At 69.0% G+C, this 12,628-nt stretch carries 11 protein-coding genes and 1 tRNA gene; 8 read left to right on the top strand and 4 right to left on the bottom strand.

The features are described from left to right. Positions 1-124: 124 nt before the first annotated feature. Positions 125-1,390, bottom strand: coding sequence for an FhaA domain-containing protein (locus FHU38_RS23780; RefSeq protein WP_167176601.1), 1,266 nt, complete (start codon positions 1,388-1,390; stop codon positions 125-127). A 127-nt stretch (positions 1,391-1,517) separates the two neighbouring features. Here FHU38_RS23780 and FHU38_RS23785 point away from each other — a divergent pair. The 3 genes from FHU38_RS23785 (at position 1,518) to FHU38_RS23795 (ending at position 4,356) form a co-directional block, all read left to right on the top strand. Continuing rightward, positions 1,518-1,603 (top strand) — tRNA-Leu (locus FHU38_RS23785). A gap of 295 nt (positions 1,604-1,898) precedes the next feature. Further along, complete coding sequence (locus FHU38_RS23790) at positions 1,899-2,978, top strand: trans-sulfuration enzyme family protein (protein ID WP_167176603.1); 1,080 nt, start codon at positions 1,899-1,901, stop codon at positions 2,976-2,978. A 160-nt stretch (positions 2,979-3,138) separates the two neighbouring features. After that, a complete protein-coding gene (locus FHU38_RS23795) occupies positions 3,139-4,356 on the top strand; it encodes a Cys-Gln thioester bond-forming surface protein (protein WP_167176605.1) in 1,218 nt (405 codons plus the stop codon). A 62-nt stretch (positions 4,357-4,418) separates the two neighbouring features. On the opposite strand, the gene FHU38_RS23800 is transcribed toward FHU38_RS23795, so the two are convergent. Both FHU38_RS23800 and FHU38_RS23805 read right to left on the bottom strand, forming a co-directional pair. After that, entirely contained in the window at positions 4,419-5,279 is an 861-nt protein-coding gene (locus FHU38_RS23800) for an HpcH/HpaI aldolase/citrate lyase family protein (protein ID WP_167176607.1), read from the bottom strand. Next, entirely contained in the window at positions 5,276-6,346 is a 1,071-nt protein-coding gene (locus tag FHU38_RS23805; protein WP_167176608.1) for an HpcH/HpaI aldolase/citrate lyase family protein, read from the bottom strand. The genes FHU38_RS23800 and FHU38_RS23805 overlap by 4 nt, the downstream gene beginning before the upstream one ends. Before the next feature lie 90 nt (positions 6,347-6,436). On the opposite strand from FHU38_RS23805, the gene FHU38_RS23810 reads away from it, so the two are divergent. The 3 genes from FHU38_RS23810 to FHU38_RS23820 all read left to right on the top strand — a co-directional run bounded on the left by FHU38_RS23810 (position 6,437) and on the right by FHU38_RS23820 (position 9,756). Continuing rightward, positions 6,437-8,191, top strand: coding sequence for a serine/threonine-protein kinase (locus FHU38_RS23810; RefSeq protein WP_167176610.1), 1,755 nt, complete (start codon positions 6,437-6,439; stop codon positions 8,189-8,191). A 254-nt stretch (positions 8,192-8,445) separates the two neighbouring features. Next, positions 8,446-9,087 (top strand): hypothetical protein, encoded by a 642-nt coding sequence (locus tag FHU38_RS23815; RefSeq protein WP_167176612.1) that lies wholly within the window; start codon positions 8,446-8,448, stop codon positions 9,085-9,087. Between the two features lie 15 nt (positions 9,088-9,102). Further along, positions 9,103-9,756 carry an NAD(P)H-binding protein gene (locus tag FHU38_RS23820; protein WP_167176614.1) on the top strand — a complete coding sequence of 218 codons (654 nt, stop codon included), beginning with the start codon at positions 9,103-9,105 and terminating at the stop codon, positions 9,754-9,756. A gap of 25 nt (positions 9,757-9,781) precedes the next feature. Here the strand turns inward: FHU38_RS23820 and FHU38_RS23825 are convergent, their stop codons facing one another. Further along, complete coding sequence (locus tag FHU38_RS23825; RefSeq protein WP_167176616.1) at positions 9,782-11,089, bottom strand: D-arabinono-1,4-lactone oxidase; 1,308 nt, start codon at positions 11,087-11,089, stop codon at positions 9,782-9,784. A 76-nt stretch (positions 11,090-11,165) separates the two neighbouring features. On the opposite strand from FHU38_RS23825, the gene FHU38_RS23830 reads away from it, so the two are divergent. Further along, on the top strand, positions 11,166-12,359 hold the full coding sequence (locus tag FHU38_RS23830; RefSeq protein ID WP_313886891.1) for an amino acid deaminase/aldolase: 1,194 nt from the start codon (positions 11,166-11,168) through the stop codon (positions 12,357-12,359). A 93-nt stretch (positions 12,360-12,452) separates the two neighbouring features. Beyond that, positions 12,453-12,590 (top strand): hypothetical protein, encoded by a 138-nt coding sequence (locus FHU38_RS27555; RefSeq protein WP_243852755.1) that lies wholly within the window; start codon positions 12,453-12,455, stop codon positions 12,588-12,590. The last annotated feature ends 38 nt before the right edge of the window (positions 12,591-12,628 follow it).

The raw sequence follows: 12,628 nt of genomic DNA on the forward strand, positions 1-12,628 counted from the left end.
TCCCGTGGCGCCGTGCTCTTCTCCTGGTTGGTTCCAGCGACTCGCGGCCCACGGGACCCCCGCATGGCCGCCATTATGCGGGACGAACCCGCGCGGGCCATGCGGGATGGGGGAAAAGGCCGCCTCAGCCCTGGGTACGGAACACCAGGGAGGAGTGTCCGACCCTGATGACATCACCATCGGCGAGCTGCCAGGTTTGCACGGGCGTGCCGTTGACAGTGGTGCCGTTGGTCGATCCGATGTCGGCGAGTGTCGCGCTCTGGCCGTCCCAGGTGATCTCGAGGTGACGTCGCGACACCCCGGTGTCCGGCAGGCGGAAGTCGGCGTCCTGACCCCGGCCGACGACGTTGCCGCCCTGCTTGAGCGCGTAGGTGCGGTTGGAGCCGTCGTCGAGCTGCAACATGGCGTTCAGTTGCCTGCCGCCACCTGGTCCAGGGGGCGCGTATCCCTGCTGTCCGTAGGGGTCGCCACCGGGGGGCGGAGCCTGTGCCGGGTAACCACCGGGCGGGCTCGGCGGGGCCGCGTAGCCCTGGTCGTAGCCGGGAGCGGGTGGTTGGCCGTAGCCCTGGTCGTAGCCGGGGGCCGGTGGTTGGCCGTAGCCCTGGTCGTAGCCGGGGGCCGGTGGTTGGCCGTAGCCCTGGTCGTAGCCGGGGGCCGGTGGTTGGCCGTAGCCCTGGTCGTAGCCGGGGGCCGGTGGTTGGCCGTAGCCCTGGTCGTAGCCGGGGGCCGGTGGTTGGCCGTAGCCCTGGTCGTAGCCGGGGGCCGGTGGTTGGCCGTAGCCCTGGTCGTAGCCGGGGGCCGGTGGTTGGCCGTAGCCCTGGTCGTAGCCGGGGGCCGGCGGTTGGCCGTAGCCCTGGTCGTAACCGGGCTGTCCCTGTCCGTAGCCGTACTGGCCCTGCTGGCCGTACGGATCACCCTGGTCGTATTGGCCGTAGCCGCCGGGCTGGCTCATTGGTCGGTCTCCTGCGTCGCTGGGTCGTGCTGACCGTGCCGAAGCCCCGGCGCCGTGTTGTTTGACGTCGGGGTCGACGGTCGAGCGGGTCCTGAACTTTCCAGTATGCAGCGCCTCGTTGCGCTCGAGCGAAACTACGACGTCACCATAGGTGTCCCAGCCGTGCTCGGCGAGGTGCTGTGCGACTGCTTCGGCGAGCACTCGGGTGACCCGCTGCTCGTCTTCGGCCATCCGGTCGTAATCGGTGACTCCCAGAGACACGATGTAGTGATTGGGCGCGAGTCTGCGCCCGCCGGCGAGCTCACGAACGTTGTCCTCACACTCACGCTCCAGTTCATGCGCCACCTCGGCAGTGACGACGTTGCCACCGAATATCCGCGCGAAGGCGTCACCCACGAGCGACTCGAGGCGCCGATCGAAGCGCTGTACGCGTCCCACCGGGCGACCTCCTCCCTCCTGGTTGGCCTTCCGAACGCATCGTATCTGGGATCGGGGCTCGAAACACCGGGGCCGGTGAAACGGCCATCCGGCGCCTGCTACGCTGATCTGGCTGCTGCGGTTACTCGGGCGAGTGGCGGAATGGCAGACGCGCACGGTTCAGGTCCGTGTGTCCGGAAGGACGTGAGGGTTCAACTCCCTCCTCGCCCACCAGATCCTCATCACGCAGGTATATCCTCACAAGCTCTGATCGGGTCTTCCCTTTCATGGTGCCGCACGCCGTTGAGCTCGAAAGTGCCTCGACCCTTCGTGGGTCGGTTCGCGGTGACAGGCCTGCCGGCGGAGTCCACCGCGCATCGCACCCCTTGCGTCTGATCAATATCAGGGTTTCGGCCACACCCATTTGGTGAGGTGGACAGCACGTTCGAGAGTCCGCGGCTTGCAGCCGCGCTATCCGTTGCCTGCGTGAACCGCCCTTGTCCGGTCGAGCGGAGCTTCACCCATAATCATGCGGTTTGGATCAGGTAACGGCGGGAGGCATTGTCCGTTGGAAAGCCAGTGGTCGGCGCGAACGCGGGCGGTTGTCGCCGGACGACCCGCCGGTGACACGGAACCGATGAACGTTCCCATCGTCGCGGCAAGCAGCCTCGGTCTGGGCTATTCGAGGGAGGACGGCACCGCGACGTGGGCCGCACTCGAGGAGGCGATCGGCGAACTGGAGGGTGGAACGGCCACCGCGTTCGCATCGGGCATCGCTACGGTTTCGGCGGTGCTCGACCAGTTCAGCGTGCCGGTGACCGTCGCGGTGCCCGTCGACAGTTACGCGGGCACCCGTGGTGTGCTCGAGCACGGTGAGCGCACCGGTCGCGTGCGGACCGTGCGGATCGCACCCGAGGACACCGGTGCGTGGATCGCCGCCTCTGCCGAAGCCGACCTGCTGTGGCTGGAGTCACCGACCAACCCCAGCCTGCGCCTTGTGGACATCACCGCCGTCGCGAACGCCGCGGCCACGCAGGAGCGGCCACCCAAAATCGTGGTGGACAACACGTTCGCGACACCGCTCGGGCAGCAGCCACTCGCGTTGGGGGCCGACATCGTGGTGCACAGCGCGACGAAGTTCATCGGCGGTCACAGCGATCTCCTGCTCGGGCTCACGGTGACGGCGGACGAAACCCTCGCCGCAGGCCTGCGCGACGCGCGAACCAGGGGTGGTGCCACTCCTGGCGCGCTGGAGGCTTGGCTGGCGCTTCGCGGGCTGCGCACCCTTGCGGTGCGGTATGCCGAAGCGTCGCAGACGGCCACGCTGCTCGCTCGGCGGCTTTCCGAGCACCCGGCGGTGACCGTGGTGCGCTACCCGGGATCGGGCGCGATGCTGGCTTTCGAGGTCGCCGATGCCGAGTCGGCCGACCGGTTGTGTGCCGGGCTGCGGCTGATCCGGCACGCCACGAGCCTCGGCGGTGTGGAGAGCACCATCGAACGCAGAGCCGCGCGGGCCGGTGACGCGCATGTGCCCGGTGGTCTACTCCGGTTGAGTGTGGGGCTCGAGGACCCCGAAGATCTGTGGCGCGATTTGGACTGTGCGTTGTAGTCAGTGAACTTGGGGGCCACAATTTTCACTCAAATGAGTGCCGCTTAACACTGCTTTGATGCTCTGTGTATGCTCCGCTCTCGCTGGGAAGTCTGATCTTCACTCGAGCCGGGGGAACGAAATAGTCCCGCGCTCCCTGGAATGTGGGCTAAGGAGATTCATGCGCAGCAGAAGAGGCAGAACGGGCAGCAAGGGGGCTGCCAGATTCGGCGCCGTCGTCGCCGGTGTGTCGATCGCCGCCCTGCTCGGCGGTGTCCCCGCCGCGGCCGACGAGGCGCAGGGCAGGATCGACAACAACAACGGCACGCAGGGCCACCGGGTCAACCTTGGCCATGGCTACGCGGGCATGAAAACGGTGCTGTTCAAACTGGATCTGGACGGCGGCAACTCGTTGCGGTCCTACTGCGTGGAGATCGATGTGCCCATTGATCCCAAGCGGTCCATGCAGGAACGGCCGTGGGACGAGTTCCCCAACCCGGACTCGCCGTTCCACGAGAACCGGAACGAGATCAACTGGGTGCTGCACCACGGCTACCCCGCCAGCGACCTGGACGCGCTCGCGGGGGTGCTGACCGAACAGGGCGCCGAACTCCATGACGGTCTGGACCAGAAGGAAGCCATCGCGGCGACCCAAGCCGCCGTGTGGCACTACAGCGACGGCAAGAACCTCGACCGCGACAACCCGGTGAAGGGTGACGACGCCGACGCCGACGCGGACGTGCTCGCGCTCTACGACTACCTCACCGGTGAGGCCAACGTCGGCATCGGCGAGCAGCCCGCCCCCGCCCTCGAACTGACTCCCGAGGAGATCGCGGGCAACGCGGGCGAGCGGCTCGGGCCGTTCACCGTCTCCACGACCGGTGACATCACCGGCCTCAGCAGCGAGCTGCCGGAGGGCGTGACGCTGACCGACTCCGAGGGCAACGAACTCGACGGCGGCGATATCGCCGACGGCACCGAGATCTACGTCGACGTGCCCGCCGACGCGCAGGACGGGGAAGGTTCCTTCGAACTCCAGGCCAGCGCCCACCTCGACACCGGCAGGCTTTTTGTGAGCGAGAACTACGACCGCAAGCCTGCGCAATCGCTGATCGTCGCCGCCTCGCAGCGCACCAAGCTGACGGCGGGCGCGGGCGTGCAGTGGCAGGCCGCACCGCAGCCGACGTCGCCGCCCGAGACCACCACGCCGGAGGCACCGAGCACGACGTCGCAGGTGGCCGCCCCGCCGACGACCGAGGCCCCGGTCTCGCCGCAGGCCAGTGAGGACTTCCTGGCGCAGACCGGCTTCTCCGCGCTGACACCGATCCTGATCGGCGTCGGACTCGTGGGTGCGGGTGTGGCAGCGCTGCTGCTACAGCGCCGCCGCAAGAACGCCTGACGGCCGAGTGGCCATGAGAAGGCCCCTGAAGCCGCGCGGCTTCAGGGGCCTTCCTGGTTGGTTCAGTCCTGCTTCTCGATGGCCTCGGCGAGGGAGAGGATGCGGCGGGCGTTCTCGACATGCAGGTTCTCGATCATCCGGCCGCCGACGGTGACCACACCGAGCCCCCTGGCGCGGGCCTGCTCGAACGCGTCGATGATCTCGCGAGCCTGCTCGATCTCCTCTTCCGAAGGCGCGAAAACCCGGTTGCAGGGCTCGATTTGCCCGGGGTGGATCAGCGTCTTGCCGTCGAAGCCGTACCGCCTGCCCTGCAGGCACTCGACCTCGAAGCCCTCGGGGTCACGCACGTCGTTGTAGACGCCGTCCAGAATCACCTTCCCCGCGGCGCGAGCCGCGAGCAGGCACAGCGACAACCCGCCAAGCAGCGGGCCTCTGCCGGGCACGAACTCGGCGTGCAGTTCCTTCGCCAGGTCGTTGGTGCCCATCACCAGCACGGTCAGCCGGTCGCTGGCCGTGGCGATCTCCTCCGCCCGCAGCATCGCGACGGGTGTTTCCAGCATCGCCCATATCGTGGTGTGCTCGGGCGCGCCGCCGAGTTCGAGAGCGCGCTCGATGTTCTGCACATCGCGGGCCGAGTTGATCTTTGGCACGACCACGGCCGCCGGACCTGCCTGCGCAGCGGCCCGCAGGTCGGCGTCGTGCCACTCGGTGTCCAGCCCGTTGACTCGGATCGTCACCTCTCGCGAGCCGTAGTCGCCGGAGGCTGCGGCCGAACACACCCGGTCCCTGGCTTCCTCCTTGGCTTCCGGCGCGACCGCGTCCTCCAGGTCGAGGATCAGCGCGTCGGCGGGCAGCGCCTTGGCCTTCTCCAGCGCGCGCTCGTTGGCGCCGGGCAGGTAAAGAACGGAGCGGCGGGGTCTCACGAGAGGGCCTCCTCGGTGGCGGCGTCGTACGCCTGCGCCAGTTCAGGGTCACGTTCGGCAAGGGCATCGGCCAGTTCGGCCACCACCCTGCACTGCTTCACCGACGCGTCATCCTGCATCTTGCCGTCGATCATCACCGCGCCGGTGCCGTCGCCCATGGCGGCGATCACCTTGCGTGCCCATGCCACGTCGTCGGGCGCGGGGGAGAACACCTTCTTGGCGATGTCGATCTGCGCGGGGTGCAGGCTCCACGCGCCGACACAGCCGAGGAGGAACGCGTTGCGGAACTGGTCCTCGCAGGCCACCACATCCCGGATGTCGCCGAACGGTCCGTAGTAGGGCAGGATTCCGTTCAACACGCAGGCGTCCACCATGCGCGCCACGGTGTAGTGCCACAGGTCCTGCTGGTAGGTCGTGCGACCGGCGTGCAAGTCGTCGCCCACCGGGTCGGTGCGAACCAGGTAACCGGGATGCCCGCCGCCGACCCTGGTGGTCTTCATCCTGCGGCTCGCGGCGAGGTCGGCGGGTCCCAGCGAGATGCCCTGCATCCGAGGGCTCGCGCCCGCGATCTCCTCGACGTTCGCGACGCCGCTCGCGGTCTCCAGGATCGCGTGAACCAGCAGCGGCCGGCGTAATCCGGCCCGCGCCTCCAACTGGGCGAGCAGCCGGTCGACGTAGTGGATGTCGGCCGCACCCTCCACCTTCGGCACCATGATGACGTCGAGCTTGTCGCCGATCTCGGTGACGAGAGTGATGAGGTCGTCCAGCACCCATGGCGAGTCGAGGCTGTTGATTCGGGTCCACAGCTGGGTGCCGCCGAAGTCGTTCTCCTTGGCGATGCGCACCAGCCCTGCCCTGGCCGCCTCCTTGCGGTCGGCCTTGACGGCGTCCTCGAGGTTTCCGAGCAGGACGTCGACCTTCTTCGCCAGGTCCGGCACCTTCGTCGCCATCTTCTCGTTGCTGGGATCGAAGAAGTGGATCATCCTCGACGGCAGCGCCGGGATCTGCCTCGGCGGTTGTGGCGCACCCACGGCCAGGGGTGCGAAGAAGTCCTTCGGCGAGCGCATCGTGCTCCTTGCAGCAATCGGTACTACCGGCCCGTAACCCTAGCCCGGCCGTTGAGGGAACCGCTGCGGCAGTGGTCACCTCACAGTCGCATGAGTGAGTGGTCGTTGCCGGGTTTCACCGAGACCGCGCTGCTCGGCGAGGGCGGGTTCGGCCGGGTCGTGCTGGCGCGGCGGGACGTCACCGGTGAGTACGTGGCGATCAAGTACCTGTACCCACGCCACCTCGCAGACCCGGCCAAACTCGCGGAGTTCCGCGCGGAGGCGCAGGTGTTGAGCAGGGTGAGCAGCCCGCACGTCGCGCGGCTGTACCAGTTCGACGAGACCGGCCAGGGCGCCGCCATCGTCATGGAGGCGGTGGCGGGGGTGAGCCTTCGTGCGGTGCTGTCCGCCGCGGGCGTGTTGCGGCCCGAGTCGGCGCTCGCCGTACTGAAGGGCTCGCTGCTGGGACTCGCCGCCGCGCACGCCGAGGGCATCGTGCACCGCGACTACAAGCCACCGAACGTGCTGGTCTCACCCGACGGCCAGAGCAAGCTGGTGGACTTCGGGATCGCCGTGCTCGCGGGTCAGGCAGGCGCGCCGGTCGGCACCCCGGCCTACATGGCTCCCGAGCAGTGGAGCGGACTCGCGGTGGGCCCCGCCACCGACGTCTACGCCGCCACCTGCGTGTTCTTCGAGTGTGTCACCGGAAGGCGGCCGTACGAGTCCACCGACACAGAGTGGTTGCGCTCACTGCACCAGCAGGCGCCGGTGCCCTCCTATGCGGCTCCGGAGGCGGTGCGCGGGCTGATCAGCAGGGGCATGGCCAAGGACGCGCGGCAGCGCCCCGCTACCGCCGACCTGTTCGTCGCCGAGTTGGAGGCCGCCGCCAGATCGGCCTACGGCGAGGACTGGGAACGGTGTGGCAAAGGTTCGCTGGCCGCGCGGGCGGGCGTGCTGCTCGCCGCGTCCCCGCTGGCGATGCTCGCGGCGAGTTCGGCGGTGACGCCCGCCACCGGGGCCGCGGTGGCGGGAGCGGGCAAGGGCATCGCGGCCGCGGCCGGAGCCAAGATCGCCACGTCGGTGGTGGCCGCCGCGGTGGTGGCCGCTACGGCCACGGTGGTGGTGATCATCAACCAGGACACGGGGACGCCGCCGGCGACCGGGCAGCCCTCCGTGGAGCAGGTCGCGCTACAGGCGTCGGTGCGTGAGAGGGAGGAGGACTTCGGCGACTTCACGTTCAGCGGTCAGTACGTGCGGATCAGCGGTCATCCCGACCAGGAGATCCAACGCAGGGCCAACGAACTTCTGATGGCTCCGCTCGACGACTGGATCGAGCACGCCCGCTCCGGGCTGCTCGGCCCTGACCCGGGTGGCGGGGTTCCCGAGGCGACCACGCGGGTGGAGATCCTGCGCCAGGACGAGCGGGTGATCTCCGTGCGATACAGCCGCATGATCGCCTCCCCGCAGTTCGGCAACCGGGGAGGTTACGGCTTTCGGCTGGTCACGGTGGATCTCACGACCGGTGGGCCGCTCAACGCTCCTGAGGTGTTCGCCGACGCGGCGAGCGACGCCGCGGCGGCGGGGCTGCTCGAACAGCGCGTCCTGGCGCACGCGGGCGGCTCCTACTGCCCCGGCTCACCGGAACAGCAGGCACCGATGTCGCCGCTGTTCCTGACGGAGCCGTACACGGCCGGAGGCGGTGATCCTGCGGTACAGACCGGCTTCACGGCCGGTGGTGTGGAGTTCCTGGTCTACGCCCCGGCCTTCGGGCACGCGATGGCCTGCGACTTCCAGTCCTACCTCGTGCCGTACCGCGAGGTCGAGGCACTGATGACTCGCCACGCCAGGGAGGTGTTGGTGAAGTGACCGCGGTCGAACACCCACACGCTTCGAAAGCGACCGTTCGGCCGGACGTCACCCATCCGGCCGCACCGTCGGGCCGAAGTCCCGAAACCGCCCACCGACCGATCACCGACCGTTCAGCGCCGCCGATCGCAGGCACGCGCTCAACCCGCAGACCTGCTCCGTTGTCGCTGGTACCTAACTTATGTGCCGTTTGTTCGCGGCACGGAGAAGCAAATGCGTGGCTCGCACGAGAACGGCAGAGGGAGGCGGACTTCGTGGCGGTAACACGTGGGCAGACCGCGGTGACGAGCGGTTCGAACAGCACCCGGTCGGTCCCCAGCCGTGTCGTGCCGCCTGTCGAGCTTCCGGCGGACCCCGACCGGCTCGCCCGTGAGGCGGCCGCCCGGCTGGGCTGGGACGGGGTCGTGCTCCCGCACCGAAAGCTGTTCGGCAGGCACGTGTCCGTCGTGGCGAGGCTGCGTTCCGAGGCGCACGCCGAGCGGATCGCCATCGGCGTGGAGCCGGTGACCGATCGGGCCACCGTGGCCACGTGGACCTGGCCGGAGCTGGCGGCCACGGCCCCGCCCACCGCGGTGCGTGTCGTGGGTGTGCTGGCCGTGGCCAGGCACTGGCGCACCGGGATGGCGGCGGTGGTCCCGTTCGCTCGCTACGGCGAGGCGGCCATGGTTCTGCCCACCTCCGCGGCGCTGAGCCACGACTACGTCGACAACTGCCTGCCCCGCGCACGCGCCTACGGTCTTGGAGTGGTGACAGCGGCCGAGGACGCCACCACGGAGCTGGACCTGGCCTCCCGCGTCGACCGGATCACGCTCGGCGAGGACCCCGTGTCCCGCTGGATCAACGAGATGGCCTACGAGCAACTGCTCGCACTGGAAGCGCCCGCCCCGGCCGAGTGAACCCGAGCACGACGGATGCGAGTTGTCATAGCCGGTGGTCACGGCAAGATCGCGGTGCGGCTTGAGAAGCTGCTCGCTGCGAACGGTGACACAGCAGTTGGAATCATCCGCAATCCCGACCACGCGGCCGACCTTCGTGACGCGGGAGCACACCCCGCGGTACTCGATCTCGAACAGGCCGATGCGGACGAGGTAGCCGAGGTGCTTTCGGGTGCCGACGCGGCCGTGTTCTCGGCCGGTGCCGGCCCCGGCAGCGGTGTCGCGCGAAAGGACACTGTGGACCGTGCTGCGGCCGTTCTGTTCGCGCGCGCGGCCGAACGCGCTGGTGTGCGCCGGTTTGTACAGGTCGGTTCCATGGGAGCGGGCCGACCGATCGACGCCGGGCAGGTGGGCGAGGTGTTCGCGGCATACCTGCGGGCGAAGGCCGCGGCCGAGCAGGACCTGCGCGAGCGCGAGCTGGATTGGACCATCCTGCGGCCGGGCAGGCTCACCGACGAGCCGGGCACCGGGCTCGTCCACCTCGCCGACGAGGTGGAGCGGGCGGACGTGCCCCGTGACGATGTCGCGGCCGTGCTGCTGCGGTTGCTCGCAGACTCGACCACCGTGGGCCGCACTCTGGAGTTGACCTCCGGGAACACCCCGATCGAGGAGGCCGTGGCGCGGCTGTAGTCGCGCTCGCGACACCGTTCCCACCTCAACCGACCGGCCCAAGCACCCGATCGAGGTAGGCGTTGGAGAACGTACCGCCCGGATCGACCTGTGCGCGCACCCGTACGAAGTCGTCGAAGCGCGGGTAGCGGTCGCGCAGCGCGGCCGCGTCGAGGTCGTGCAGCTTGCCCCAGTGTGGCCTGCCGCCGACCTCGCCTGCGATCCTGGCGAACCGCTCGAAGTACTCGCGGTAGGGCATGCCGACGTACTGATGCACCGCGATGTAGGCGCTGTCCCGACCGTATGCCGTGGACAACCAGATGTCGTCGGCGGCCGCGACCCGGACCTCCACCGGGAAGGCCACCGGGTGCCGCAGCCTCGGTACCAGGGCGCGAAGCTCGGCGAGTACGTCGAGCGCCGCTGACCTCGGCACCGCGAACTCCGACTCGACGAACCGCACCGCGCGCTGGGTGGCGAAGACGCGATGAGAGGCGTCGCTGTAGTCGCGGGCGGAAAGCACAGAGGAGGCGAAGCCGCCGAGGGAGGGCACCAGCCGAGGGACGGCGCGGCCGACCCGGCACAGCGCGCCGAAGGCCGCGTTTTCCATGACCGTGTAGTCGACGAACTCCCGAACTCGGGACAGCGGACGCGGTCGCGTGCCCGCAGGCTGCCGGTTGTTCCGCTTGACCAGCGCGTTCTTGCCGTAAGGGAACCAGTAGAACTCGAAGTGGTCGTTGTGTTCGGCGAACTCGTGGAATTCGGAAAGCACTCGTTCGAGTGGTTCTGGACGCTCGCTCGCCGCGAGCACGAAGGCGGGCTCGCAGCGCAGGGTCACCGTGCTGATGACCCCGAGTGCGCCGAGGCCCACCCGCGCGGCGTCGAACAGTTCCGGCCGGAGTTCGCGCGAGCAAGTCACTGTCGACCCGTCGGCCAGTACGAGCTCAAGGGCTTCCACCTGGGTGGCGAGGCCGCCGAACCGGGCACCCGTGCCGTGCGTGCCGGTGGAGATGGCGCCCGCGATGGTCTGGGCGTCGATGTCGCCGAGATTGCTCATGGCGAGCCCCATCGAGGCGAGCGCGGTGTTCAGTTCCCGCAGCGTGGTCGCCGAGCGAACGGTCACAAGGCCGGACGCGGAGTCGGCCGAAACGATGCCCTTCCACGCCCGGAGGTCGACGGCGTCCCCGTCGGCCACCGCGATGCCGGTGAACGAGTGCCCGCTGCCTGGCACCTTGACCCGCCGTCCCCGCACGGAGGCATCGGCGACGATCTTCGCGATCTCCTCGGTGTCCATCGGCCGGTGGACCCGGCGCGGCAGAGCGCTCTCGGTTCCCGCCCAGTTGGTCCACGGCTTCATCTGCGCATCACACCCTTGCGATCTCGCCAACACGATAGGTGAACAGCATTCGTGTTTCAACGTTTCTTGACGTACCGTGGGCCGCGTGACCACGGGAAACGCCAGCTACGACTCGGCGACGAAACATCTTGACCCGCCATTGGCGATTGTCGACCTCGACGCCTTCGACGCCAACGCGGAAGACCTGACGCGCCGCGCGGCAGGGTTGCCCGTGAGGTTGGCCAGCAAATCGGTGCGGTGCAGACACCTGCTGGAACGCGCCCTCGCGCGGCCAGGATTTCGCGGAGTGCTGGCCTATTCGCTGGCCGAAGCGCTGTGGCTGTTCCAGCAGGGCAGCTGTGACGACATCGTGGTCGGGTACCCGTCGGTGGACCACTCCGCACTGCGCGCTCTCGCCGCTGACGACGCCGCGCGCGCAGCCATCGCGATCATGGTCGATTCGCCGGAGCACCTCGACGTCGTCGATGCCGCACTCGGCCGCGAGCACCCCGAGATCAGGGTGTGCCTTGAGTTCGACGCGTCGTGGCGACCACTGCCCGGCGTGCACGTGGGAACGCGCAGATCACCCGTGTTCACGCCGCGACAGGCGGGCAGGCTCGCCGCGACGATCGCGGCGCGCCGGGGATTTCGCCTGGTCGGCGTGATGGGGTACGAGGGCCAGATCGCCGGGGTGCCGGACGGGGCGCCTGGCGTCCGGGGTGCCGTGGTGCGCTCGATGCAGCGGCGTTCCGCCGCCGAACTTGCCCCTCGAAGGGCAGCCGTGGTGGAGGCGGTGCGCGCGGTGGCGGACCTGGAGTTCGTCAACGCAGGTGGCACCGGAAGCCTTGAACTCACCAGTGCCGAACCGGCGGTCACCGAGGTCACCGCCGGGTCCGGGCTGCTCGGACCCGCGCTGTTCTCCCGCTACTCCCGCTTCACCCCGCGACCGGCGGCGCTGTTCGCGCTACCCGTGGTGCGCCGTCCCACCTCCCGGATCGCGACGCTCTTCGCCGGTGGCTACGTCGCCTCCGGCAAGGCGGGGCCGTCACGGCTGCCGTCGCCGTACCTGCCATCCGGGTTACGGCTGCTCGGGGTTGAGGGCGCAGGAGAGGTGCAGACCCCGGTTACCGGTGGCGCGGCACGGTCGTTGCGGCTCGGTGACCGGGTGTGGCTGCGCCACGCGAAATCCGGGGAGTTGGCCGAACACTTCACCGAGTACCACCTGCTGTCGAGTGGCCGGGTGGTGTCCACGGCGCCGACCTACCGGGGAGAGGGAGAGTGCTTCGGCTGACAGCGAGGCGATGAGTTTTTCGGCGCGGGCGGGCCTAACTGCCGGAAGCCGGAACGGAAGGAAGACGCCCGATGCGTAAACGTCAAGCTGTGGATGCAGGTCTCACTCGACGGCTACATCGAAGGACCGAACGGCGAGTTCGACTGGCCTGCCTTCGACGAGGAGATGCAGACCTTCGCGGTTGACCAGGCGGCGGACATGGGCGGTTTCCTGTTCGGCAGGAAGGTCTAGGAGGGGATGGTCGCGTACTGGCCGGACCCCTCGCGCTT

The organism is Saccharomonospora amisosensis, assembly GCF_011761185.1.
GTDB lineage: Bacteria > Actinomycetota > Actinomycetes > Mycobacteriales > Pseudonocardiaceae > Saccharomonospora_A > Saccharomonospora_A amisosensis.